Below are 24328 nucleotides of genomic sequence, written 5' to 3'. Positions count from 1 at the left end.
ATTATGATGAATTTACCTAAAGAATTTTTATTGGGTGGCGCAACAGCCGCTTATCAAGCAGAGGGTGCAACGACAGCAGATGGAAAAGGGAAAGTTGCTTGGGATGATTATCTAGAGAAACAAGGACGATTTAAAGCTGAGCCAGCGAGTGATTTTTATAATAAATATCCATTAGATTTAAAATTATCACAAGAATTTGGCGTAGATGCTATTCGTGTTTCTATTGCTTGGTCACGTATCTTTCCTAACGGGGACGATGCAGAAGCGAATCCAGCAGGCGTACAATTTTATCATGACCTATTTAAGGAAGCGCATGCTCGAGGCGTTGAACCCTATGTAACACTCCATCACTTCGACACACCGGATGCCTTACATAGTCAGGGTGATTTTTTAAATCCTCATACTATTGAAAGTTTTGTCAGATATGCAGAGTTTTGTTTTAATGAATATCAAGAAGAAGTAAAATACTGGATTACCTTTAATGAGATTTGGCCTGTGACTAGTGGGCAATATTTAGTAGGAAAATTCCCACCAGCAATTACTTATGATTTCTCAAAAACTTTGCAAGGACAACATAATATGATGGTTGCCCATGCAAAAGCCATTAAATTATTTAAAGACAATCAGTATGATGGTGAGATTGGAATTATTCATTCATTAGAAACGAAGTATCCTTATGAAGGTAAAAAAGAAAATGAGCATGCAGCATTCTTGTATGATGTACTTGCGAATAAATTCTTATTGGATGCGACATATAAAGGATACTACACTGAAGAAGTGATGAATGCGGTAGATGAAATATTATCGGCTAATAATGGTGAGATTCATATTACAGAAGAAGACCTCGCACACTTAGATGCAGCGAAAGATTTAAATGACTTCCTCGGTATTAATTACTATCAAAGTAATTTTGTAAAAGCATATGATGGTGATAATGATATTCATCATAATGGTACAGGCGAGAAAGGAACATCAGTATTCGCGTTACATGGTGTTGGAGAGCAAATGTTTGATATGGATATCCCTAGAAATGATTGGGATTGGTTAATTTATCCGGATGGTCTAAGAGATCAAATGATTCGTGTAGCAAAAGAGTATCCAAACTACAAGAAGATTTATGTCACTGAAAATGGGATGGGTTATAAGGATGACTTCAATACAGAGTTAATCGATGATACTCCTCGAATTGATTATATTAGAAAGCATTTAATCGCTTGTACAGAGGCAATTGATGCTGGTGTTAATGTAGTTGGTTACTTTGTTTGGTCATTAATGGACGTATTCTCTTGGTCAAATGGCTATAATAAGCGTTACGGGCTATTCTATGTAGACTTTGATACTCAAGAAAGATATCCGAAAAAGAGTGCCTATTGGTGGAAACAATTGAATGAGAATAGAGATTTAAGCTCCAACGATATAGGATAATAGTAGCTAGTTAACCATCTAAGGTGATATACTTTAGATGGTTATTTTTTTAACTTTTAAATTATTATAACTTTGGTAATAATTGAAGGGGAAAATTCACAAACTATTTCTAAAATGAAGTATACGTTTTCTTGATTTTGGCTTATGAAAATTAGTTAAAAACGCTACATTTAGGCTTTTGGCAATAGTGAATGGCATTTTTTTAATCTTTGAAATTCGCTTGAATTACTAAAATTTTAGCCGTATGATTGTGAAGAAAGAAGGAGTGTTATACATGATTAACTTAATGCGTAGAGTGCCAGCGGGTACTTTTTTAATTCCAATGATTATTTCCATGATTATTTACTCGATAATGCCTGATTTATTTAGAATTGGTGGTCCAACCGAGGCTTTCTTCTCAAGTTCAGGAACGAATTATATTATTGGTTTGCTTGTATTTGCATCTGGTACAACAGTTGATTTGAAGAAAATTGGTAAATTACTGAAACACCAGGGTGCTTTAGTCATTTTTAAAATCGTGATTGCGACAATTTTCTCATTTATCTTTTTAAATTTCTTTGGTTTAGATGGTATTTGGGGGATTTCAGGTTTAGGATTTGTTTCTGTTATGCTGTCTTCAAATCCAGCTATCAACTTATCTATCACTGATTCGTACGGTGATAAAGATGATGCTGCAATTTATCCATTTGCGGTTATTCCATCACTTCCCGCAATACCTTTAATCATTATGAGTGTCTATATCAACGGCGGTTTTGGTGGCGTAGATTGGATGCCGGTTATTTCCGTTTTCTTACCGTTAGTAGTAGGGATTATTTTTGGTAACCTAGATAAAGAATTCGGTAAAGTATTTGGTGCAGTCATGCCGGCATCATTAATGTTATTAGGTTGGTTGCTTGGTCAAAATATGGATATGTTTGAGGCAATTAAGTCAGGGGTTTCTGGTATTATTGTGACAATCATCTTCATGATATTAGAAATGCCAACTTCTTATATCTTTGAGAAAAAAGTATTACATTATGAAGGCTATTCAGCGATCGCTTTATCTACCGTTGCTGGTGTGACAACAGCCGTGCCAGCAGTAGTTGCAGTGGCCTTACCTGAAGTTGCTAAAGACGTAACTTCTGCTACAGCGCAAGTATTAATGGCTACAATTATCACATCGATTGTTGCACCACTAATTGTTAATAAAATTCATGATAAGTATACAGAAATAGATCACTAGATTAAGATAAATAGCAATCGATTTTGAGACTGGATTTTACAGTCTCTTTTTCTTCGTCAAGATGTTTTAAAAAATATTGAATACTAGTAAGGTCCTTGTATTCAATATTTATGCATAGTATGATAGTTTTGATGTACTGATTTATAAAATAAAAACAGAAGGAGTTTATGTGGTTGATTAAATTTATGCGTCGAATACCAGCAGGGACATTTATAGTCCCAATGGTTGTGTCTATGGTGATTTATTCGTTTTTCCCTAGTTTATTTAATATAGGCGGTCCAACAGAGGCTTTTTTCTCTAATTCAGGGACAAATTATATTGTTGGTTTATTGGTATTTGCATCTGGTACAACAGTAGACTTAAAAAAATTAGGGCATTTGATGAAACATCAAGGCGCGTTAGTTTTAATAAAAATGTTTATTTCCATCATTTTTGGGACAATCTTTCTGCTAGTATTCGGTCTTGATGGTGCTTGGGGGATTTCTGGATTAGGTTTCTTAGCGGTTATTTTATCGATTAATCCAGCTGTACACTTGGCTTTAACTGAAATGTATGGTGATAAGGATGATGCTTCTATTTATCCATTTGCGGTTATTCCAGCCTTGCCAGCCTTACCAATGATTATGTTATCAGCATACATCTCAGGTGGTTTTGGTGGTATTGAGTGGACACCCATCATCTCGATCTTCTTACCTTTGGTGATAGGTATTATATTGGGTAATTTGGATCCTGAATTTGGCAAAGTATTCGGTCCGGTAATGCCAGCTGCCTTAATGCTACTTGGTTGGTTACTTGGTCAAGGGATGGATATGTTTGAAGCTATTCGATCAGGTATTTCTGGTATTATTGTGACAATTATTTTCATGGTTTTATCTATGCCACTAATGTACTTCATTGATAAGAAAATATTGAAATATGATGGGTTAGCTGGGGTATCTATCGCTACAGTCGCAGGTATGTCTACAGCTGTTCCAGCAACTGTTGGTGCAGCTATACCAGCGGTAGCAGGCGATGTAACATCTGCTACTGCGCAAGTGTTGATGGCAGCGATTATCACTAGTATACTTGCACCAATCATTGTAGATAAACTTTATCAAAAAAAGGATTAATTTAGTATCATTAAATGAGCTTGAGAGGTCGGGAATTGGTCCCGGCTTTTTTTATTAGACTTTAGACTTAAATGGTCTAGCGCGATCAGTACATGATGCGTATTACACAATCTAGACAGATTTGTAAATGAGGAAGGACGTTATTTCTGGTTAACAATAGATTTTGTTATACTAAGCATTAAGAAATAGGTTAAAGACATAAGGAGTTTCATTCATGACAACTGAGAAAGAAAAGATGCTAACTGGCAAAATTTATGATGCGAATTACGATCCAGAACTCGTTGCTGCAAGAGCGGATGCTAAGGAATTGTGTTTTGACTTTAACAATGCGCGACCTAAAGAAATATCTAAACGACAAGATATTATTCGACAATTATTAGGTAAGATAGGTAAGCAATTTGAAATTGCAGGGCCATTCTTTTGTGATTACGGCTTTAATATTGAAATTGGAGACCATTTTTATGCTAACCATAATTTAGTAATTTTGGATGGTGCCAAAGTGATATTTGGAGACAATGTTTTTATCGCACCAGACTGTGGCTTTTATACAGCCGGCCACCCGCTAGATGCAGACCGCCGCAACAAGGGATTAGAATACGCCAGACCCATTACAGTCGGCAATGATGTCTGGTTTGGTGGTGGCGTGAAAGTCATGCCAGGTGTAACGATAGGCGACGGGGCTGTCATTGGTGGCGGTTCAGTAGTCACAAAAGATATCCCAGCCAACATGATTGCAGTCGGTAACCCTTGTAAGCCAATCCGTGAAATTACTGAAGCAGATGCCCGTTGTGACGGTTAATCTGCTATAATAACTATTGAGAGAGGTTGAGATAAAATGAATAATAATGACCGACTAACGCGCTTGCGTTATGCTTTAGATATCAAAGACGAAGATGTTGTAAAAATTTTCGACATGGGTGGGGCAAGTGTCACAGCTGATCAAGTACGTGCCTTCACTACTTCAACGCCTACTAGTGAAGATGAGTATGAGCGTGAGTATGAAGAAGTCTTAGACAATGAACACTTTGAACGCTTTTTAAATGGGATTATCACTTCCCAACGTGGCGTCCGTGAAGGGGCACCGGAACCAAAACTTGAGTTAACTGACGACAATGCCAACAATCTATTATTGAAGAAAATGAAGATTGCCTTGTCATTAACCACAGAAGATTTGCATGAAATCATGGAAGATGCTGGCGGCCGTTTAACCAAAAGTGAGTTAGGCGCCGTCTTACGTAAAGAAGGACACCGCAACTACAAACCATGTGGCGACCGGTACGCACGTAACTTCCTAAATGGGTTGAAAATGCGCTACCGCGGGGAATAAATTACCGTCACATATATAGTAGTTAATAGTAGAAATCAGACTGGGGAAACCTAGTCTTTTTTCGTATAAACTGTTATAATTTCTTGACAATTGCCAGAAGAGGTGTGAAAAAGTGAAGAAAGATCTATATCCAACAGAAGTTCTTGAAGTGACAGTTGAGAAACTGGACCATACAGGCGTGGGGTTTGTGCGCTATATCCATCCGCCAGAAAAAGGCCCCCATGGAAAACATTTACTACTATTTATCGATAATGTCGTCCCAGGAGACAAAGTTCGCGTGACTGTGCCTAACGCCAAAGGACGTCATAAAGCCAGTCTATCATTTGACGAATTGCTGGAGCCAAGTCCCATGCGGAATTTGGATATGCCAGTAGACCGAGAAATGGCTGCCGGCGCGCCCCTACAATTTATGAAATACGAAGACCAGCTAGCCCACAAAGAAAATCTAATTAAGGGTTATTTAGCAGAAGCTGGCTTTGATACTAACCTAGTCAAACCCATCATCGGCATGGACAATCCTTACAGATACCGCAACAAGATGGAATTAACTTTTGGCGTAGACGGGTCTTTAGGTATGCACCAACAAGGAAATTACCGCAAAGTTATCGACTTAGAAGACTCCATCCTAGCCCCAGAAGAGATGATTGCCATTAAAAAAGTTGTCTCCAAATGGCAAAAAGACTACCAATTCCCAGGCTTGGATAAAGATACCAAAGAAGGTTTGCTATGCAACCTATTGATGCGTCAATCATTTGCAACAGGGGAAATCATGGTCGCTATTTACGCTTTAGAAGCACCGGATGCTTACACTGAAGCAATCGAAGACCTTACCCAACGCCTTCTGAACGCGCAACCACGGATTGTTTCCTTCCAATGGTTGAAGAAAAATGGGGGTACCGAACGGTCGTATGACAATGATGTCTATCTCATTCACGGTCGTGACTATATCAACGACGAACTACAAGGTTTTAAATTCCGTATTTGGGCAGATACTTTCTTCCAAGTAAATCCTGTCCAAGCCAATAAGATGGTTGAAACGGCGATTGACATGGCTCAGGTCAAAGAGGATATGAAAGTATTAGACCTATTCTGTGGTATCGGAACTTTTTCACTACCATTAGCAGCCGCTTCAAAATCACTGGCAGGGATTGAAATCGTAGAGAAGTCAATCAACTCAGCCAAACGAAATGCCGCGGATAATAACCTAGATAATACCTTCTTTATGGCCTCAGATGCCAGAGCAGGATTGCGGGTTTTACCAGATGTTTGGGGACAACCAGACTTATTATTATTAGACCCACCACGTAACGGGGCGGGCGGTAAAGTCATGCGTGCCATCGGGCGATTCGGCACCGACCGCATTGTCTACGTGTCGTGCGGACCGAAAAGTTTAGCAGCCGACCTAGTTTGGTTACTCGACTTTGGCTACGAAGTCGTAGAAGTGCAACCAATCGACCAATTCCCTCATACCGCACATTTAGAAAATATCGTGTTATTAAAGAAAAAAGAAATAAAAGATTAATTAAGACATGAAGCCTCTGGCTTCAACTCTATTTAGTAACTTTTGTTGATTAATAGATAAGCTCTCGGCTTTAAGGTAATTCACGAATACATTCAATAGTTACAGAATGTAAATATATTCTAATTATGATGAGTAATTTCTCAACGTAGTCAAATTAATAGCCAATATAAAAAGATAGTGAATGTTAACTTAAACAGACACTATCTTTTTGCGTGTATAAATGTTTTTAAAATCATGTGGTTGGATTATAGGTCAGCCATTTCGTCTCGTGTAGCGATGTCACGGGCGTCAACAAATTCATATCCTTTGGCTTGGATACCGTCTAGTATGGCCGGCATAGCTTCGTTAGTCCAAGTTAAGTCGTGCATTAATAAATTAGCGCCTGGGGATAAGAATTCAGTGCTCACCATGACATCTGCTAGTGTTGCTGGGTCTGAATAGTTTTCGTCCCAATCAAAACCATACGACCAGTTCATCGACACCATATTTTCTTCTTCTAAAATCCCTTCTAATCCTGGGGCTTCAATACCGTGTGGTGGACGGAAGAATTGTGGGCGATAACCAATAACTTCTTCAATAATATCTTGGTTACCAATAATTTCGTGACGCAAGGTTTCTTCGTCAGGTACTTGGTCAAGACTATAATGCGTAAGCGTGTGGTTACCAATCACATGACCCATGTCGGCAATCTCTTTTAATGCTTGCCTGCCTTCTTCGCCATCTTCACCTTGTAAGTACATACCGTTGACGAAGAAAATCCCGTAAATACCGCGATCGGCCATAGCTTGTGCTTCCTCTACTGACGACGTTGGTGTTTCGGGTAACTTCCTTGGTACATCATCGACAGTGGCGAGTACAACATTAGGATTCGCATCCTCATTAGCCGGCAATACACTTGAAATCTCAGGGTCGATATAGTAGTTAGCTACTTGATTATCTGTTTCTTCATTAGTATCCTCATCTTGGTCAATGCTTTCCGCATCTTCACCATCATTAGTATTGTTAGCCTCTGAAGATTCACTAGAAGTAGCTTGTTCTTGGGACCCATCGCCATTTTCTTGTTCATTTCCAGCACAACCAGCTAAAAGCAAACCTGTTAATAATAGAATGGGTAATTTTTTCAACATGTTCTATTCCTCCCTATAACATATAATATATGTCCATTATACACTAATGGATAAAAAATACGGAAAAAACCCATTCAAATTCCAGGAAAACAATCACGCAAATGAAAAAGATAGTGACCGCTGACTTGGCAATCACTATCTTTTTAGCAATATTAGTGGAAATTCTCCTCAGTAAAGCAACATAGCAAATTAAAATAAAATACAGCTAAAACAATTATTCCCCTTGTGCTTGAATGACTGCTTTGATGCCGCCTTCGATGACATGCGTTTTGTTGTAGCCATGTGCTGTTAAGTAGGCGTCGCCTGCTGTGGCGCGGCCGCCTGATCCACAGAGTAGGTAAATATCTTTGTCGCTATCAATTTTTTCTAAGTTATCCGCTAGCTTTTCTAGTGGGATATTGACCAAGTTTTTCTCTGGTGCTGGGCGGGTAATTTCATCTGGGTGACGTAAGTCTAATAAGACATACTCCTGGTCATCAGGCAATTGTAAGAAATCTGCTGCAGTGATTTCTGCACTTGTAACCAATACTTCTTGCGGGATATCTTCAAAAAGAAGATAAGCGTTTGGATCTAAGTCTTCAAAGTCAGCGAGCGATTCTTCCTTATCTGTAAGGATGACGAGATTTTCTTTGTTTTTGACCAAGCCATCCCAGTATTTGTTTTTTTGTTTGGCTGTGACGTTCAAACTATTCGGCAAGTGACCTTGGCGGAAGGTTGTATTGTCACGAATATCCACCACTACTTGGTCTTGTAAGTTTTCATATGCGATTTTATTTAATGTTGTTGTCATATAACCACCTCTTCTATTTGTATTATGACAGGATGCGTGGGGTGGGTCAATGCGGATGCTTGATAGAGAATGCCAGCAGGATGCGTTTCGCCATTTTCTAGGGAGGTACTTGTCAGATGCTGATGGTTTGGCTAAAATATTGGGAAAGAAGGAGTGTTGTGTATGGAACTTAAAAGTGTTGCGGTATATTTGGGATCGGCTGTTGGGGATGATCCGGTGTATGAAGAAATGGCGACAAGGGTCGGCGAAGTGATTGCTAAATCAGGGCGGACTTTGGTTTATGGCGGGTCAAATGTGGGTTGTATGGCTGCTGTAGCGAACGGGGCTTTGGCATTTGGCGGCGATGTGATGGGGGTTGTGCCACAGAAGTTGTCGGACAATAATATTCAACATCCTGACCTGACTAAATTGTTTGTTGTCCAAGGGATGCACGCACGGAAGGCGCAGATGATTGATTTGTCTGACGGGTTTATTGCCTTGCCGGGTGGCCCAGGGACCATGGAAGAGTTGTTTGAGGTGATTTCCTGGAAGCAAGTTGGTTACCACGATAAACCAATCGGGATTTTGAATGTGAATAACTACTATGACGGGTTGTTGGGCTTTTTGGATTTCCAAGTCGATCATGGGTTTATGCATCAACAATACCGGGATATGTTGTTGGTTGAAACTGATCCAGAAATCTTGTTAGAGAAAATGGCTGCTTATGAACCAACAGCAGAAGCGAAATGGAAATAGATATAAAGTCGAAATAAATGTATCTTCAATTGTCAGATTAAGTGCAACGATTCATTAAAAAATACTTCATAAGGGGTTTTCCAGTTTAGACATTTCCGTGGTCGCGTGTTTAATTTATTCGCTCATTCTTGAATTTGACTATCGAAAATACCTGAAATATCTTCACCTTTAGGTGAATATTCACGTAATAAACCATTAGTATTTTCGTTTGTACCACGTTGCCATGGAGCATGTGGATCTGGAAAATACACTTTAGTGCCATTTAATTCTAGCGTTATTCGACTATGTTGGGAGAATTCTTTTCCTCTATCGGGTGTAACGGTTTTACATTTATCTTCTCCTATATTTCTTAGTAGATTGATCATACAATCAATCACATTTTTAGAGATTTTTTTTTCAACCTTACCAAGTAGGGAAAAACGATATCTACGATCGACTAGAGTTACAATACAAGCCCTACCTGTTTTACCGGCTACAGTATCAGCTTCCCAATGACCAATCTCAAGGCGCTCATTGGCAGCAGATGGCCGTTCATGAATCGTATTCGAAATTGGTATTTTTCCACGGCGCTCTCAATAATTGTTTGTGTATCGTGTTTTACCTCGATGTTTTAACTTACGAATTGCACCTTTATTGCCGTGAGAAAGATTCGGTTCGTCAAAATCTCCGCGATATATTGCACGATAAATCGTATTATAACTAAGAGCTTGCTGATTTATTTCTAGTCTCATTCGGGCACTAATCTCCTCTGGAGACCATTGTTCTTCCAAAAAGAGTCGTTGTACCCGAGAATGAATTTCTGTATCTAGAAGTATGCGTTTACGACCACACTTTCTTCTCTTTCTTTGCTGATACTTTTCTTGTGCTTTTGAGGGAGAATAACTTTTTTCTTGAATAGTATTCCGCTTTAGTTCTCTTGAAATTGTTGATTTTGCACGATTTAGTTGCTTAGAAATATATCCTAAAGACTTTCCTTGCTCATGCAATAGGAATATTATTTCGCGTTCATTAAATGAGTATCCTGTTTACCAAGATGGTTGGACAAATTGTTTAAATTTAGTGAAGGAATTGAAAGTAAAAGGAAACCAATTATATCAATATCCTGTAGAAGAAATGAACAAAACTAAACGATTGCTTGAAGAAAAAGCAGAGAAAATAAATGGTTTGGTAACTTTACACCAGCCAGATTAAAATGCTTATGAATTAGAAATTCTTCTTCCTGAAAATCAACAAGGGATCCTCTATCTTTTGGCAAATAAAGAGCGGACTCGCTACTTAAAAGTTGATTTTGACTCAGAACGAGGTTTTGTTGAAGTAGACCGCACGAATGTAGGGATTGGAAAGATGAATGAAACAAAATCAACACGTCAAAGTAAATTCCTTCCAAACAAAGAGTTGAAGATGAATATCTTCGTTGATACTTCATCCGTAGAAATCTTTTTCAATGATGGCTTGAAAAGTATTATCGAGTCTTGCTTTCCCAGAAAAAGAAGATACATTTATCTTTTTGGAAATGAAAGAAAGTCATGTCAGTACGCGCCTTTTTAAAATTGAATAGAGCATTCAAATAGAGACAAGCTCCAAAATTCGGAGCTTGTTTCTATTTTTTTCTTCGAACGTATCATTACTGCTCGTCGTCATTCATTTCTTTAGGAAATGTGTATGATACAGCTCATAAAAAAGTTCTGTACTATACAAACTTCCCCAAATCCCTATAAACCACCCCAAAAAAATGCAAAACAAGCAGCTTCCATATGGGGCTGCTTGTTCGATAATCTATGCCAATATTATTCTTCTTCAATTAAAACGGGAGCTTTTTGATTTTTTTGAGTATATAAGAAAACAGGAACACCTAACAGAGTCAAGACGATTCCCAATAAAGCGTTGAACGGCTGCGTCAGCAAAGTACTCATTAAAATAAACAAGCCTCCTGCAATTGCTACCAGCGGAATAAAGGGATAGAGTGGCACTTTGTAAGAGCGCTCAATTGCGGGTTTTCTTTTCCGCAGGATAATGACTGCCAGGAAAGTCATGGTAGAGAAAATCCATATAACGAATACAATCAAATCAGTCAGCTGATTGAACGAACCGGACAGCATCATCACGACAGAGATAGAAACAATCATTATGCCGCCATTCATTGGGACATAAGTTTTGGGATGCAAAACACCGAACCAATCAGCAAAAGGAAGCAATCCTCTTTTTGCCAGTACATAGGGAATGCGCATAGCAGAAATGAAGTAGCCATTCATTGCACCAAAAACAGAGATTAAAATTCCCACCGTGATTAATTTGCCGCCAATACCTGGAAACAGTTTAGAAGCAACAGCTGCTGCAGGAGTAGCAGTACCTGCAAGAGTAGCGCTATCGACTACAAAAAGATAGGCAACATTGATTGCAAGATAAACGGCCATCACGATGGAGAGTCCGCCGACAATCACACGAGGCAATGTCTTCCCGGGATTTTTCATCTCTCCCGCCAACGTCCCCACGTTCATCCAACCATCATAAGCAAAAAGGGTGGCAACCAGTGCTGAGCTAAGAGCAGTCAGGAAAGAATGGTCTTCTGAAACAAAAGGCATAAGGCTCTGTTGGCCTCCTCCAGGATAAAGTAACCCAGCAATAATGATAATAAAAAGAGGAATAAGTTTCAGGAAAGTAGCGACATTTTGAATCTTGCTGCCATGCTTCGTTCCCATAAAATTCATGAGGGCTATAAAGAGGGCGGTCCCAATCGCAATGGGAATGATCAATTGATCGCTTAACCCGAAAAGATTGATAACTTGCGTCGCAAAGATAATGGCCAAAGCCGCAAAGTTTGCTGGGAAATAAACAATCATCTGTGCCCATCCAGCCAGAAACCCCCAAATCTTTCCATATACTTTTTCCATATACAGCATTAATCCGCCCGATTCCGAGTAAATCGTGCCAATTTCAGCAACAGTCAGACCACCAGTGATGGTAATGATACCGGCAACAAACCAAGCCAACAGCCCAACACCCGGAGCCCCGCTAGCAGAATACACCGCTGTAGGCTTAAAGAAGACCCCCGCTCCAATTACAGTACCCACTAATACTGTCAGCGCAGTCAAGCCGCTGATACTTTTTTTCAATTCCGTTTTTTCCATGTTTTCTAATTCTCCTAAATGACCTTTGTCAGTGATACGTCCATACATTCTAGGGACGAAAAAACGATTCGTCAAGAACTATTTCATAGCAGAATCAACAAATATGGCGCAGGCATTTTTATTGCCTGTGCTACCTGCCATGAATAGGCAAGAGAAGGGTTTTGATTTGCAGTCTCTGATTAAAAAAGGAAACATCGATATGAAAGATAACCTTCAGAAAAGTATTTTATGTTTCTTTTAGATCAAATGGAATGGAAAAGTGGGAAGGCCGAGCGATTCCTGCTGTCAAAAATACCTCCTTCACGTAATCAACTGCTAAGCCTTTCGTGAAGGAGGTATTTTTCTTTATATTCATTTTACATCTGTAAATCCTCTTAAAAATGATCGTCACAGCATTCTACTTCTGTCTTTCTAAGCCTTTTTATTTACGGAAGCATCAAAAATGCTATCAATTGCATCCTTTAATGCGGCGTTAAATTCCTCATCGGTCTGGTTGACGTTCAGGTCTTGGGAGAGAGCACGGGAGAAGCTGGCGATCAAACCATCATTTTCTTTCAGTTTTACGTTTGCCTCATCCCTTGAATAACCGCCGGAAAGGGCCACGACCCGAAGAACATTTAGATGGTCAATGGTTTCTTTATAAGTATTAGCCACAGTAGGAATTGTCAACTTCAACATAACATGATCGTCTTCGTGTAAGGTATCCAGATTCCGCAGCAATTCTTCTTTCAGAATAGTCTCCACTTCATCTTTTTTCTCACTATAGGTGTCGACTTCAGGTTCAATGATTGGCACAAGCCCCGCATCCAGAATCTGTCTGGCAACTTCAAATTGTTGCTCGACAACTGCCCGGATTCCTTTTGGGTTCAGCTCCAAAATGGAAAAGTGTATGACACCTACTATTCTGTTTATGACGCTGATGCAGGACAGGCCTTCTATGAAAATCAACGACTGAACTGTGGCAGACGCCCCAAATGGGCGAACACAAATGCCTTCATTGACTGGGCAGATGACAAAATGTTAAATGAAAAATGGTCGCCGGACGTCGTAGTCGGATTTGCCAGAAAACACGCGCTGTTCGATTGTGCCATCATTCCTGGAACAACTGCTCTTTATCAATGGATTGACCGCGGAATCATGCGAACAAAGAACATGGACTTGCTTGAAAAACTGTCCCGTAAAATCAAAGCGGGCCGCCCAGGACACCGTCCCAACAAGCGTGTTCTCGGGACGTCAATTGAAGAACGCTCTAAAGAAGTTGAAACCCGGGAAACATTCGGTCATTGGGCAATCGACACAGTCGTGGGAAACAGACCAAGTCGGATGCCGTGCTGCTGACGCTGGCTGAACGTCAGACACGCTTTGAAGTCATCCTAAAGTTGAACGGGAAGGACACCGAATCGGTGGACCAAGCGGTTCAACAGCTAAGAGAACGGGCTGGCGCTAACTTCGATCAATTATTTAAGACCGTGACCTCCGACAATGGCTCGGAGTTTTCGGGGCTACACGATGCTCTGCAAGATGTAGCTGACGTCTATTTCAGCCACCCCTATGCTTCTTGGGAGCGTGGGACGAGCGAAAATCAGCATAAATTAATTCGCCGTTTCGTCCCCAAGGGAAGCCCGATTAGTGAGGTGAGCGAGAACCAGATTTTGCGAATCCAGCGTTGGATGAACGATTACCCGCGGAAAATTTTGGGTTATGCAACACCACATGACACATTTGTTCAAGCATTCAAGCAAGAACGATTGGGGGCTTGACCTATCATTACTTGACCTCGGCATGGCTTCATGTCTGGAAAGATGGCCTGAGGCCAGACTGGTCGGAAGACTACCATCCCTCAGTTCATTATCAGAGGGTCACTGATTTAGAATAACAAGGCAGTTACGGTACCAAACAAATGAGTTACCTGTAGTGGCTAACTTAACCTTGAAATTTACGAAAAAATAAAAACATAATTTTTAGGAAGGAAGTATTCAGTTGGTTCAATTGTTTTCCATTGTTTCAAAACATAGAGGCGTGGATTTCCATCATCCCCATTCCGAGAAAATTGGTCATCCTGAAGAAATTGATGTTTACCTTGCTCTCTTTATCAAAACAAATGCTATTTTTTATATAAATGATAAATTTCATCAAGTGAGACCAAATTCTATAGTTATATTTTCTCCTGGCACTTCTTTTTCTTATCATAACCCTGAAGGTGATTGCATTAATGATTACTTTAGATTTCATTGTTCGGATCCAGATTTTTTAAAAAAACTGTGGATCTTTTTTTGAATTTTTTATGTGTTGCACTTAAATTGTAAATTCGTCATATAGAAAAAGGGGCTTTGACATTAGTGTCAGGCCCCTAATTACTATTTACCACAAGTCGTAATATCAGGCTCTTCTTACGAAAGGCATCCGTATGTCGTTGCGTTCCGTCGGCTGTCCCACAAAAGTCAAACTCTTTCGATGCTTTCCAAAATACGCCAATTACTTCCGGTAATTGTTCGGCTTTTTAAGGTGTAAGAGCCGACACCAAGAAAGGAACCTTTGGAAGATTTGAGCAGCGACTTTTGTCGCAGCTCCAATCTATCTACCACAAGTCTTCTGCTTGGTCGTAATATGTCTGGTATTTTTTGATGATGTCGTCTTTTTGTTTCAAGAGGTTGGATAGTCCTTTGACCAATTCGCTAGACGTTTCTACCATCGACATGTCCTCTTTTTGGCTTAGAATTGCGTCTGAAACTCCGTCGTAGGGTACTGCTTCGTAGATTTCATCCAGGACTTTGGTGATTTGGTATGCTAAGCGTTCTTTTCGTTGCTCTTCGTAGGCCTTTATTTGCGGTAGGGCACTAATCATATAGCGAAAGTCAAGGTGGCGGGTCATCTGCCCATTTTGCACAAGAACATATTCCTTCTCGAAGGGTGAAATGCCAGGAAACTGGCCGTGAATTTGGTACCAACCATCATAAATTTCCCAAACGCCGGGCCGGATCTCAGGTTGAAAATCCCGCTTCAAGACGAAAGTCTCATCATCACCAGTAATTTCTGCCATCCACCGCTTCTCATCCTCGCCAATCGGCATCAAAGGCAACTCGTGCGAAATCATCCAACCACTCCTCTCAAATTTTTTGTCTCGTAAGTACTAGTAAGTATAGGAAAAAGGGTTAACAATTTCAAGTTGATACCCCCGCAGCAGCTTGCGAGACGAAGATAAAAAAGGTAGTATGGACATGACAAGAAGTGCCATCGTTTAAATAAAATGAAAATGAACTGTGCACATAAAGCGATACGGGGAGACAGATATGGCGAAACTATTTCAACATCAAACATTAGGTGACTTAATGGCGGGCTTTTTCGATGGGTCGATGACTATAGAAGCCCTATTAAAAGAGGGCAACTATGGGATTGGCACCATGGACCATTTAGATGGGGAATTGATCGTGATTGACGGTAAGGCATACCAAGCCAAGGAAAACGGCGAATTAGTTGTTTTAAAAGGGGACGAAACCGTGCCGTATGCCGCCGTGACTGACTTTATGCCTGACCAAACCTTCACCATAAACGAATTATTTACCCTAGACGAATGGCATCAGTTCTTAAAAGGGAAATTGAAATCCTTATCGACATTTTCAGTCATCCGCATCGAAGGGTCTTTTGATTTCATGCATACCCGGGTTATCCCGCGCGTTGAAGAACCTTTCCCGCGCTTTATCGAAGCCAGTCGTAAGCAACCCGAATTCAAGCAAGAAAACGTCAAGGGCACTTGCATCGGGATTTACGGTCCTTACCTATTTGAAGGTGTAGTTAAACAAGGTTTTCATTGCCATTTTATCAGCGAAGACAAGAACTTTGGTGGCCACATCATTGATTATAGGATTAATCATGCAGATGTATCCGTCCAAACCGTCACCGACTTCCACCAGCATTTCGCAACTGATAATACAGCTTTCATGAATGCTACAGTCAATTACGATAACCTCATTACAGAGATTAACGAGAGTGAATAAGGGCAGTCATTTTGCCAAAACAATCACGCAAGGAGGTGCTAGCTATTAAACTTGATATGACCATCGCGGGCTATCCCGTTCAAGTAACCAAGCAGGCCAACTATAAAAACTTGACCTTAAAAGCCGTCCCGCCGCATGGAGACCTGCGCATTTCAGCACCCAATTATGCCAGTAAAGCCGCTATTATCGCTTTTGTGGAAAACAACTTAGCCCGAATTGAGCGGATGCAGGCAGATATCAAAGACCGTTACCAAAACCAAGTCAAACGCTATGAAACCGGCGAAAGCCATTATTTATGGGGCCAAGCCTATCCTTTACTAGTCATTGAAAAACCGGGGCCGACGTCTTGCCAATTAATGGATGACCAGCTAGTTTTAACTGTCAAACCAGGAATGGACAAGGATGGGCGGGCACAAGTCATGATGACTTTTTACAGACAAGTGTTGAAAGACCAATTAGCTATTACCGGGCCTAAAATGATGGCCCATATGGACGTATGGGCCAACGAATTTCGGGTCAAGCAAATGAAAACCAGGTGGGGCACCTGTAATATCCAGAAGAAGCGCATCTGGATTAATCTGAACTTGGTCACTGCACCATTAATTTGCCTGGAATCAGTCATCGTTCACGAATTAGTCCATTTACTAGAAACCAACCATACCAAGCGTTTCTACCAGCTAATGGACCAATATTTTCCGAAATGGCAAGAAGCGAATGCGATTTTGTCGAAATTACCTAGTTTATTTCATTAAAAATCTGTTAAAATAGAAGCAGTAATCTCATAAAGATAAGTTAAGCCCCAAGTTGATTTGGGACTTTTTTCTTTCTGAGAAAGAAATGATTTAGAGGAGTTGTTCATATGGCAAAGAAGGGGTTTAAAATACCGCTAGCCTTGAAATTAGTAATTGCAATTATATTAGGGATTATTGTCGGCCAATTTGGTTTTCTACCAGAAATTTTCTTCCAAGTATTAAAAACATTATCCGGATTATTCTCTGAGTTCCTGTCCTTCATCATTCCATTGATGATCGTCGGCCTGATTATTCCAGGTATCGCTGAACTGGCAGAAGGTGCGGGTAAACTTTTAGGGATTACTGTAGCCATTTCCTACGGGTCAACAATCGTTGCCGGTATCCTTGCCTATACTGTAGCCAGCAATTTATTCCCAATGTTTATTACCTCTGACTTGGCAAATACCATCCAAGAATCAGGCGAAGGGGCAACCGCCTTATTCTCAATTGGTCTAGAACCCATGTTTTCAGTTACCGCAGCCATTATCTTCGCCTTTATGTTAGGCTTAGGGATTTCTTGGCTACGAGCAAGAGGACGGGGAGAAGCTTTGATGACAGTATTTACCGACTTCGGTAAGGTTATCGATTTAACCTTACAAACAGTCGTGATTCCATTCCTGCCATTCTATATCTTCTTCAACTTTGCAGACATGTCATATTCAGGTTCAGTATTTGCCGTTATGTCAGTCTTTTGGCGGGTATTAGTCACTGCCATCGTCTTACATTTACTATACCTAGTCTGCATGTTCGCCGTGGTTGGTGCTTACGCCGGTAAGAACCCAATTCAAATGATGAAGAATCAAATTCCAGGTTGGTTAACAGCCGCAGGTACCCAATCATCTGCCGCAACCATTCCAACAAACGTTGAAATTGCCCGGAAAAATGGCGTCTCTGAGCAAATCGCTAACTTCGTTGTGCCACTATGCGCCACTATCCATCTAGCTGGTTCAATGATTACCATCATATCTTGTGTGACAGCCATCTTAATGATGTACTCAATGCCAATCTCAATTGGTACAATGGTTGGCTTCATCATGGTATTAGGAATCGCTATGGTCGCTGCACCAGGTGCACCAGGCGGGGCCATCATGTCAGCTTTACCTTTCTTACCAATGGTTGGACTAACAGAAGCCTTCAACCAATTAGCCATTTCTTTATACATCACCCAAGACTCATTTGGTACCGCAACAAATGTATCAGGTGACAACGCCATCGCCGTCATCGTCGATGCCGTCTACAAAAAAGATAAAAAAGCAGAACAAACTAAGTAGATTTACTCTAAAGGATCCAGTGTAAAGGCTGTATCTTTTTTTATCTAGTGATTAAAATCCTTCGGCTTTCACTATACCTATCATTACCTTAGATTCGGTGGGGCCTCCAACTGCCAAGGTCTAATGGTTTGGCTGACTATACATTCTGTAAGGGATAAACGCCTAACAAACTGACATGCGCCAGGCCACCCTGAGTTCACCGCGAAGGCATGCTAGGTATGTTCCAGCCTTTGCTTAGTAAGTCCACAACCGAGTAATAACTTCAATGAAAAGTAAAATGTGGATTAAGTAAAGTATTTTTGGATAAATGGTATACTACTTTTTTAATCGAGGAAAGAAAGGCATAAGGCTGACGGCAACATTATTTGTTCTATTGATGATACGGTTGCTGTTGAAGCTAATGTGAATGATCATGGTGGAATCATCGATGTAGTTAAAGCGTACCTGTAGTCATCGACAAGGGTTATTGGTGGTAGGTCGATGATGGTGTAGGTCGTTTTTCAGTGGGGGATAGGCCTAATTGGGATAGACCGTTCGAATTTTCAATTTCTTGTGGTAAACTATATAGGTATTAGTGACGTATGACTAACCAGCACCCAATGAGGAGGAGCTATCGTGAAGTGGATTGCCCTTGTTTATGGTTTAGTGACGGCGATTGTGATAGGCGGTTCGCTTCTATGTAGATTTGATTCCGAATTCAGAAATTCAGCACATTGAATACTATCCAGATGCCAGTTTACAGGAACACTTTGAGGGTATGTCAGGTTAAGTTATTACGGCAGAGTTCATTTTAAATAACCAACCTTAAATTGTTTTGGATGGCGGGCCATATTTCCATTTTAATGAGGTGATATCTTTGAGCCTTAATTGCGAGAGTCAGATGAAATAGATTATTACTGGGAAAAATTATGCCGCTGGTCCTAAAGCTGAGCAGTGTGGTTGTGTAAAAGATAGATATGGTTTATCATGGCAAATTGTGCCGATAAATATTGGAGAATTACAACATAATTCAGCACAAATTCAAGCCATGATGCAGATGAAGAAGATTATATCCAAAGGCTATTATATTTAGCGTAAGGGAAAGGAAACACAATGTTATTTGGGCAATTAATTGAAAACGAAAGTTCGTATTCACTATACTTTGAAAGGGACTTTTACCAGTCAAAAGAGGTGGTATTCAACGCTTTGACAGATCCGGTCATTTTTTCAAAATGGTATCCATTCGCAACAGGGGAAATGGATGGCCAAGTTGGCGGATTGATAAAATTTGATGACGGCGAAGGGAATCTTTACCAAGAGGTGATTACTAAGTATTCACTTGAAGATGGTTTTGAGTTTATCGAAGATGGCCGCGATGTGATACGCATGGAGATTTCTGAAACGGAATCTGGTGCTAGATTGCATTTTAACCATACATTTTCAGACCTTGCCTGGGTAGTGCAAACGGCTACCGGTTGGCATAATTGCTTAAATGTATTCGTGCAAATCATGAACGGTCAACCACCACAATGGCCATTGCCAGATGAATTGGTTGAGTTAACGCAAGCTTATGAAACACAATTTAAAGAAGCAAATTTTAAAGAAGAAAAATAGCCCAGAAGTCAAGGGACACAACGTTCCAGGTTTCCGGGCTATTTATTTGCATGTCATTACATGTTATTTGGTGATATGTTTCGTTAAGACTTTTTTGTTTGAGATATGAAGGTTTTCGTCAACGTCATAAATAATGGGTTCACCGGTGGCGATTTCTAAGTCAGGAATATCTTCATCAGAAATACTTTCCAAGTATTTGGTTAATGACCGCAAACTGTTACCATGAGCGACAACAAGGACATTTTTGCCTTCTTTTAAATCAGCTGCAATATGGTCTTCCCAATAAGGCATGGTCCGGTTTAAAGTGTCTTTTAAACTTTCGCCAGCTAATAAATGGTCGATATCAAGGTCTTGGTAGCGGCGGTCAAAAGTATTGGCAGTCGCTTGAGGCGGGCGGACATCATAAGAACGGCGCCAGATATGCACTTGGTCTTCACCGTGAATAGCGGCCGTTTCTGCCTTATTTAATCCTTGAAGTGCACCGTAATGACGTTCGTTTAACCGCCAATGTTTGTGGACTGGTAAGTAAAGTTGGTCTAAATTATCTAGCGTATAAAAAGTTGTTTGAATCGCACGTGCTAGTAGGGAAGTGTGTACAACATCAAAAATTAAACCTTCTTCTTTAAGCGCTAGACCGGCGGCCTTAGCCTCCTCCACCCCCAGAGGACTTAAAGCCGGATCTAACCATCCAGTAAACACATTTTGTAAATTTAATTCACTTTGTCCGTGGCGGATAAATACTAATTTAGCCATCTTTCTCCATCCTTTCAAGGATACTGTCGTTTTATTTTTAGGTTCACCTACACTATACACCCAGGTAAAAAAGATAGCAATAAAATACACCTCAAATTCTTTAATAACAAGCGAAAATGTCTGGTTGATAAAGTTTTGTATATATTATGATCTCACTGTTTTTGTAATTGTTATTATGGAGAGTAGTCCTTTATATATGAGTAAGAGACTGAAACGTCCTAGCATGCCTTAGCAGGGAAGAGAGGCTGACTACTGACCCATATCATTCTATTAGGCGCATTAGCCCTTACAGAATGAATTGCCAGACAAAGAATTAGACCTTGGCTAATTCTGGGCCCACTGCTTTTAAAACTATGATAGGTATGTGAAGGCCGATGACCTGCTATAATAATAAGAGTATGTGTATTTAATACCTTGTATTTTTCAGAAAAATGGCGTATGCTTAGGAAGCATAAAAAGAGGGAATGAGGTTCTCCCTGGTCAAGTAGATGGTGATTTTAGGCCATCCCATACCGAACCGCTGAAAAGCTGATGACTTCTGCAAGTAAAACTGCAGGCGTATCAGCTTTTTTTTTGCCTGCAAAAGGAGGAAATTATGTTACTATCGTTAGGTTTTATCATTATTGTGGGGTATTTATTGGGGCGCTTGTTGAGTGCGATGAATTTACCTAGTTTAATCGGCTACATCATCGCTGGCTTAATCATGGGACCGTCATTTTTTAATCTAATTGACCAAAGTACATTGGATATATCCAGTGATTTAAGACGGATTGCCTTGATGATCATCTTACTTAGAGCGGGTTTAAATATCGATTTGCAGGACTTGAAGAAAGTAGGGCGCCCAGCCATCTTGATGAGCTTCCTACCAGCCACCCTAGAAATCATCGGGACTATCATTTTGGCACCAATATTCTTTGGAATGTCATACTTATCTGCCGCTATCTTAGGGACTATTATCGCGGCCACATCACCAGCCGTCGTCGTTGCCCGCATGTTAGATTTAATGGGTAAGGGATACGGTAAGAAAAAAGGGGTACCGCAAATGATTCTAGCGGGCTCTTCTATGGATGATATCTTCGTCATCATCATATTCACTGCCTTAACAGCCCTTGCTCAAACTGGTGAATTCCATTGGTTAAGCATGCTATCTATGCCAACTTCTATCATATTAGGCATCGCTGGGGGATTATTGGTAGGTTGGCTACTGTCACTAGCCATTGAAAAATATCAATTATCAGGTGGATACCCAGTCATCTTAACCTTTGGGATGGCTATGTTATTTGATGGAATTGAAAAAGCCATGACAGGACCAATCGGCTTCTCCGCCTTACTTGCTGTGATGGCGATGGGCTTTATGATGCTTCGCGTCAATCCAGTTCAAGCCAAATCTGTTCAAGTAGGGTTTAATAACTTATGGCAAGTCTTTGAAATTATCCTGTTCGTGTTAGTTGGTGCCAGCATGTCCATCGAATCCGTGAAAGATTCAGGCATCATTGCAGTAGTGTTAATTGTCTTGTTGTTGGTATTTAGAGGACTTGGTGTACTTTTATCTGTTTTAGGCACTCAATTAAACAAAGAGGAAAAAGCATTCACCATTTTTGCCTACATTCCAAAAGCCACAGTACAAGCAGCCATAGGGGCGGTGCCCTTAACGATGGGCTTGCCGAGTGGTCAAATCATTTTAACCATCTCAGTCGTTGCCATCTTAGTCACCGCACCGCTTGGCGCTGTCTTAATCGACCAAACCCATAATCGACTATTGCGTGATGATCGATAAATAAGAATATGAAAACAAAAAAAGCTGACCCTCAGAAAAATGAGGACCAGCTTTTTTTTGGGATATTTATTTATTTTAGAATGGTGCCGTGAAGCCACCATCTACAGTGATAATATCACCGTTGATAAAATTGCGTCATCTGATGCTAAGAATACTGCGGCATTGGCAATATCTTCAGGTTGATAACACCTGGGTTTATGGCGCTGACGGCACCAATCCGAGCGTTCGCAAAGTCACTTGAGTCGGTCATCGTTGAGGCAATACTTGTAGCGATGGCACCTGGGGCGATACCGTTAACACGAATTTTGTTGTTGGTATACATGAAGGCAGTTGATTTCGTCATAGCAGACACAGCGTGTTTAGACGCAACATATGTCGTTCCAGCAACTAAGGCAATGATAGAGAAAGCTAAAACCGAAGGCATATCTATAGGTATTTAAATGTTTAGATTTTTAGATGTTTAAGTGTTTATTTTGAATCATAATTTTTTTCGTGTTCACGTAATTTGTCGCGGGCTTCTTGTGGTAAGCCTTTGCCGTAATCCATCATACGGACGATGTCTTTGAAGGCTGCTTTTGGTATAGCAAGGTCATCAATATCTTTGTTGGTTAATTGTAAGTCAATTTCATCTGCTTTTCCGGCTGCTAATTTATTGACAAAATCCGGCTCTGTAATAAAAGGCGATGACATCCCAACCATATCTGCATATTGGATAGCTTCCATGGCTTTGTCAGGTGAATTGATCCCACCAGTTGCCATCATGACAACGCGGCCATTTAAATGGTCATGAACGATTTTATTGACTGGTTGACCATAGTATCGACCTTCAGCGCGTACAGTATGTTGGAAAATGTTTTGACCCCAAGAGGCAATAGCGAGGTAATCTAAATCTGCCACTTCAAGGATCCAGTCCACCCATTGGTTAAATTCTTCAACGGTATAGCCGATATCTTGCCCGCGTGTTTCTTCAGGTGTACCACGAAAACCAAGAATAAAGTTGTCAGGTGCTTCTTCATCGATGACCTTTTGAACTTCTTTAAAGACTTCTAAGCCAAAACGAGCCCGATTTTCTAAAGTCTGACTACCATATTCATCTGTTCGTTGGTTTGAATAAGGGGAGAAGAAAGTCTGCATCAGTAAACGTTGAGCTGCAGAAATCTCTACACCAGCAAAACCTGCTTTAATTGCACGACGGGTTGCATCACCGTATTGACGGATCACTTGTTTAATTTTTCGTGGGGACATTTCAAGCACTTGGTGGTCGATTGGTGTATGTAAGGATTGCGGACTTGGGCCGTAAACGGTGTAATAATCAAGAATTGCTTGATTGGCAAATCGACCAGCATGGGTTAGTTGCAAAATAGCTTTAGCACCTTCAGCTTGCATCGCATCAGCCATTTTGCTTAAACCAGGAATAGCACGGTCATCGTCAACTGAGAAACCATATTCAAATAATTGACCATAAGGTTCAATGTAAGCGGCACCTGTCACTTGGATAGGGGCAGATTTAGCTCGACGACTAGCGTAATCAAGGTCTTCTTGTGTAATAAAACCCTCTTGAGTAGAAGAGTTGGTAACGATTGGGGATAATACAAAACGGTTTTCAAGGACTTGACCGTTGGGTAGGGTAACAGGTTCTAATAATGTCTTATAATCTTGCGTCATCATGTGATTTCCTTTCTATAGATGTATACGAAGTAAATGTTTGAGAAAATACATACGTTGTATGCGCATACAAAAAAATATTTTAATCAAACATTTGA

The 24328-nt window shown here is 40.4% G+C and carries 24 protein-coding genes, 2 pseudogenes and 1 riboswitch; of the genes and pseudogenes, 17 read left to right on the top strand and 9 right to left on the bottom strand.

The window, feature by feature from the left end; genetic code table 11:
- Positions 1-3: 3 nt before the first annotated feature.
- From lacG to rlmD, 6 genes are all read left to right on the top strand, one after another.
- Positions 4-1425: a 6-phospho-beta-galactosidase gene (gene lacG / locus CJ191_RS02640; RefSeq protein WP_102198921.1), complete on the top strand. Its 1422-nt coding sequence runs from the start codon at positions 4-6 to the stop codon at positions 1423-1425.
- A 274-nt stretch (positions 1426-1699) separates the two neighbouring features.
- A complete protein-coding gene (locus CJ191_RS02635; RefSeq protein ID WP_180960921.1) occupies positions 1700-2647 on the top strand; it encodes a 2-keto-3-deoxygluconate permease in 948 nt (315 codons plus the stop codon).
- A gap of 173 nt (positions 2648-2820) precedes the next feature.
- Positions 2821-3756 carry a 2-keto-3-deoxygluconate permease gene (locus CJ191_RS02630; RefSeq protein WP_180960920.1) on the top strand — a complete coding sequence of 312 codons (936 nt, stop codon included), beginning with the start codon at positions 2821-2823 and terminating at the stop codon, positions 3754-3756.
- Between the two features lie 214 nt (positions 3757-3970).
- The gene (locus CJ191_RS02625; protein ID WP_102198918.1) at positions 3971-4555 is read left to right on the top strand and encodes a sugar O-acetyltransferase; all 585 of its coding nucleotides are present in this window, start codon (positions 3971-3973) and stop codon (positions 4553-4555) included.
- Positions 4556-4591: 36 nt separating this feature from the next.
- On the top strand, positions 4592-5083 hold the full coding sequence (locus CJ191_RS02620; RefSeq protein WP_048725910.1) for a YehS family protein: 492 nt from the start codon (positions 4592-4594) through the stop codon (positions 5081-5083).
- A 112-nt stretch (positions 5084-5195) separates the two neighbouring features.
- Positions 5196-6605, top strand: a complete 1410-nt coding sequence (gene rlmD, locus CJ191_RS02615; RefSeq protein ID WP_102198917.1) for a 23S rRNA (uracil(1939)-C(5))-methyltransferase RlmD — start codon at positions 5196-5198, stop codon at positions 6603-6605.
- Positions 6606-6850: 245 nt separating this feature from the next.
- Here the strand turns inward: rlmD and CJ191_RS02610 are convergent, their stop codons facing one another.
- Positions 6851-7732, bottom strand: a complete 882-nt coding sequence (locus CJ191_RS02610) for a polysaccharide deacetylase family protein (protein WP_102198916.1) — start codon at positions 7730-7732, stop codon at positions 6851-6853.
- 214 nt (positions 7733-7946) lie between these two features.
- The gene (locus CJ191_RS02605) at positions 7947-8522 is read right to left on the bottom strand and encodes a rhodanese-like domain-containing protein (protein ID WP_102198915.1); all 576 of its coding nucleotides are present in this window, start codon (positions 8520-8522) and stop codon (positions 7947-7949) included.
- A gap of 162 nt (positions 8523-8684) precedes the next feature.
- On the opposite strand from CJ191_RS02605, the gene CJ191_RS02600 reads away from it, so the two are divergent.
- Positions 8685-9257 (top strand): LOG family protein, encoded by a 573-nt coding sequence (locus tag CJ191_RS02600; protein ID WP_102198914.1) that lies wholly within the window; start codon positions 8685-8687, stop codon positions 9255-9257.
- A 32-nt stretch (positions 9258-9289) separates the two neighbouring features.
- Here CJ191_RS02600 and CJ191_RS02595 read toward each other — a convergent pair.
- A pseudogene (locus CJ191_RS02595) lies at positions 9290-10273 on the bottom strand (IS30 family transposase); the annotation flags it as partial.
- Between the two features lie 52 nt (positions 10274-10325).
- Here CJ191_RS02595 and CJ191_RS09240 point away from each other — a divergent pair.
- A complete protein-coding gene (locus tag CJ191_RS09240) occupies positions 10326-10448 on the top strand; it encodes a hypothetical protein (protein ID WP_257994106.1) in 123 nt (40 codons plus the stop codon).
- Between the two features lie 18 nt (positions 10449-10466).
- Positions 10467-10805, top strand: a complete 339-nt coding sequence (locus CJ191_RS02590; RefSeq protein ID WP_102198913.1) for a GH32 C-terminal domain-containing protein — start codon at positions 10467-10469, stop codon at positions 10803-10805.
- Between the two features lie 239 nt (positions 10806-11044).
- Here CJ191_RS02590 and CJ191_RS02585 read toward each other — a convergent pair whose 3' ends face one another.
- The gene (locus CJ191_RS02585; protein WP_102198912.1) at positions 11045-12385 is read right to left on the bottom strand and encodes an APC family permease; all 1341 of its coding nucleotides are present in this window, start codon (positions 12383-12385) and stop codon (positions 11045-11047) included.
- 411 nt (positions 12386-12796) lie between these two features.
- Positions 12797-13180: a hypothetical protein gene (locus CJ191_RS02580; protein WP_219721552.1), complete on the bottom strand. Its 384-nt coding sequence runs from the start codon at positions 13178-13180 to the stop codon at positions 12797-12799.
- Between the two features lie 72 nt (positions 13181-13252).
- Between CJ191_RS02580 and CJ191_RS09365 the strand changes: the two are divergent.
- A pseudogene (locus CJ191_RS09365) lies at positions 13253-14145 on the top strand (IS30 family transposase); the annotation flags it as partial.
- A gap of 220 nt (positions 14146-14365) precedes the next feature.
- Complete coding sequence (locus CJ191_RS02570; protein ID WP_102198911.1) at positions 14366-14662, top strand: hypothetical protein; 297 nt, start codon at positions 14366-14368, stop codon at positions 14660-14662.
- Positions 14663-14963: 301 nt separating this feature from the next.
- Here the strand turns inward: CJ191_RS02570 and CJ191_RS02565 are convergent, their stop codons facing one another.
- Positions 14964-15479 carry a hypothetical protein gene (locus CJ191_RS02565; RefSeq protein WP_102198910.1) on the bottom strand — a complete coding sequence of 172 codons (516 nt, stop codon included), beginning with the start codon at positions 15477-15479 and terminating at the stop codon, positions 14964-14966.
- 196 nt (positions 15480-15675) lie between these two features.
- Between CJ191_RS02565 and budA the strand changes: the two genes are divergently transcribed.
- From budA to CJ191_RS02540, 5 genes are all read left to right on the top strand, one after another.
- On the top strand, positions 15676-16380 hold the full coding sequence (gene budA / locus CJ191_RS02560; RefSeq protein WP_102198909.1) for an acetolactate decarboxylase: 705 nt from the start codon (positions 15676-15678) through the stop codon (positions 16378-16380).
- A gap of 11 nt (positions 16381-16391) precedes the next feature.
- Positions 16392-17132, top strand: a complete 741-nt coding sequence (locus tag CJ191_RS02555; protein WP_257994105.1) for a M48 family metallopeptidase — start codon at positions 16392-16394, stop codon at positions 17130-17132.
- Positions 17133-17239: 107 nt separating this feature from the next.
- Positions 17240-18442 carry a dicarboxylate/amino acid:cation symporter gene (locus CJ191_RS02550; RefSeq protein ID WP_102198907.1) on the top strand — a complete coding sequence of 401 codons (1203 nt, stop codon included), beginning with the start codon at positions 17240-17242 and terminating at the stop codon, positions 18440-18442.
- Positions 18443-19331: 889 nt separating this feature from the next.
- The gene (locus CJ191_RS09345) at positions 19332-19514 is read left to right on the top strand and encodes a VOC family protein (RefSeq protein ID WP_210382493.1); all 183 of its coding nucleotides are present in this window, start codon (positions 19332-19334) and stop codon (positions 19512-19514) included.
- A 20-nt stretch (positions 19515-19534) separates the two neighbouring features.
- The gene (locus tag CJ191_RS02540) at positions 19535-20035 is read left to right on the top strand and encodes an SRPBCC domain-containing protein (RefSeq protein ID WP_102198906.1); all 501 of its coding nucleotides are present in this window, start codon (positions 19535-19537) and stop codon (positions 20033-20035) included.
- A gap of 63 nt (positions 20036-20098) precedes the next feature.
- Here CJ191_RS02540 and gpmA read toward each other — a convergent pair whose 3' ends face one another.
- Positions 20099-20788: a 2,3-diphosphoglycerate-dependent phosphoglycerate mutase gene (gene gpmA, locus CJ191_RS02535; protein WP_070468666.1), complete on the bottom strand. Its 690-nt coding sequence runs from the start codon at positions 20786-20788 to the stop codon at positions 20099-20101.
- A 451-nt stretch (positions 20789-21239) separates the two neighbouring features.
- Positions 21240-21336: riboswitch (Fluoride riboswitch) on the top strand.
- A gap of 47 nt (positions 21337-21383) precedes the next feature.
- On the opposite strand from gpmA, the gene CJ191_RS02530 reads away from it, so the two are divergent.
- On the top strand, positions 21384-22565 hold the full coding sequence (locus tag CJ191_RS02530) for a cation:proton antiporter (protein WP_070468668.1): 1182 nt from the start codon (positions 21384-21386) through the stop codon (positions 22563-22565).
- Between the two features lie 145 nt (positions 22566-22710).
- Here the strand turns inward: CJ191_RS02530 and CJ191_RS02525 are convergent, their stop codons facing one another.
- Both CJ191_RS02525 and CJ191_RS02520 read right to left on the bottom strand, forming a co-directional pair.
- The gene (locus tag CJ191_RS02525) at positions 22711-22989 is read right to left on the bottom strand and encodes an SDR family oxidoreductase (protein WP_083272805.1); all 279 of its coding nucleotides are present in this window, start codon (positions 22987-22989) and stop codon (positions 22711-22713) included.
- Between the two features lie 44 nt (positions 22990-23033).
- Positions 23034-24230 (bottom strand): NADH-dependent flavin oxidoreductase, encoded by a 1197-nt coding sequence (locus tag CJ191_RS02520; protein WP_102198905.1) that lies wholly within the window; start codon positions 24228-24230, stop codon positions 23034-23036.
- Positions 24231-24328: the final 98 nt, after the last annotated feature.

The sequence above is a fragment of the Aerococcus viridans genome, assembly GCF_002871935.1.
GTDB classification, from domain to species: domain Bacteria; phylum Bacillota; class Bacilli; order Lactobacillales; family Aerococcaceae; genus Aerococcus; species Aerococcus viridans_B.
This window is presented reverse-complemented; position numbering and strand designations above follow the sequence as displayed.

Bases quoted from the DNA above. Each gene is read 5' to 3' on its own strand.
- CJ191_RS02530 (WP_070468668.1), top strand. From the start codon at position 21,384: ATGTTACTATCGTTAGGTTTTATCATTATTGTGGGGTATTTATTGGGG.
- CJ191_RS02625 (WP_102198918.1), top strand. From the start codon at position 3,971: ATGACAACTGAGAAAGAAAAGATGCTAACTGGCAAAATTTATGATGCG.
- CJ191_RS02540 (WP_102198906.1), top strand. From the start codon at position 19,535: ATGTTATTTGGGCAATTAATTGAAAACGAAAGTTCGTATTCACTATAC.
- CJ191_RS02605 (WP_102198915.1), bottom strand. From the start codon at position 8,522: ATGACAACAACATTAAATAAAATCGCATATGAAAACTTACAAGACCAA.
- CJ191_RS02565 (WP_102198910.1), bottom strand. From the start codon at position 15,479: ATGATTTCGCACGAGTTGCCTTTGATGCCGATTGGCGAGGATGAGAAG.
- lacG (WP_102198921.1), top strand. From the start codon at position 4: ATGATGAATTTACCTAAAGAATTTTTATTGGGTGGCGCAACAGCCGCT.
- CJ191_RS02600 (WP_102198914.1), top strand. From the start codon at position 8,685: ATGGAACTTAAAAGTGTTGCGGTATATTTGGGATCGGCTGTTGGGGAT.
- CJ191_RS02620 (WP_048725910.1), top strand. From the start codon at position 4,592: ATGAATAATAATGACCGACTAACGCGCTTGCGTTATGCTTTAGATATC.
- CJ191_RS02635 (WP_180960921.1), top strand. From the start codon at position 1,700: ATGATTAACTTAATGCGTAGAGTGCCAGCGGGTACTTTTTTAATTCCA.
- CJ191_RS02610 (WP_102198916.1), bottom strand. From the start codon at position 7,732: ATGTTGAAAAAATTACCCATTCTATTATTAACAGGTTTGCTTTTAGCT.
- CJ191_RS02525 (WP_083272805.1), bottom strand. From the start codon at position 22,989: ATGCCTTCGGTTTTAGCTTTCTCTATCATTGCCTTAGTTGCTGGAACG.
- CJ191_RS02520 (WP_102198905.1), bottom strand. From the start codon at position 24,230: ATGACGCAAGATTATAAGACATTATTAGAACCTGTTACCCTACCCAAC.
- gpmA (WP_070468666.1), bottom strand. From the start codon at position 20,788: ATGGCTAAATTAGTATTTATCCGCCACGGACAAAGTGAATTAAATTTA.
- CJ191_RS02585 (WP_102198912.1), bottom strand. From the start codon at position 12,385: ATGGAAAAAACGGAATTGAAAAAAAGTATCAGCGGCTTGACTGCGCTG.
- CJ191_RS02550 (WP_102198907.1), top strand. From the start codon at position 17,240: ATGGCAAAGAAGGGGTTTAAAATACCGCTAGCCTTGAAATTAGTAATT.
- budA (WP_102198909.1), top strand. From the start codon at position 15,676: ATGGCGAAACTATTTCAACATCAAACATTAGGTGACTTAATGGCGGGC.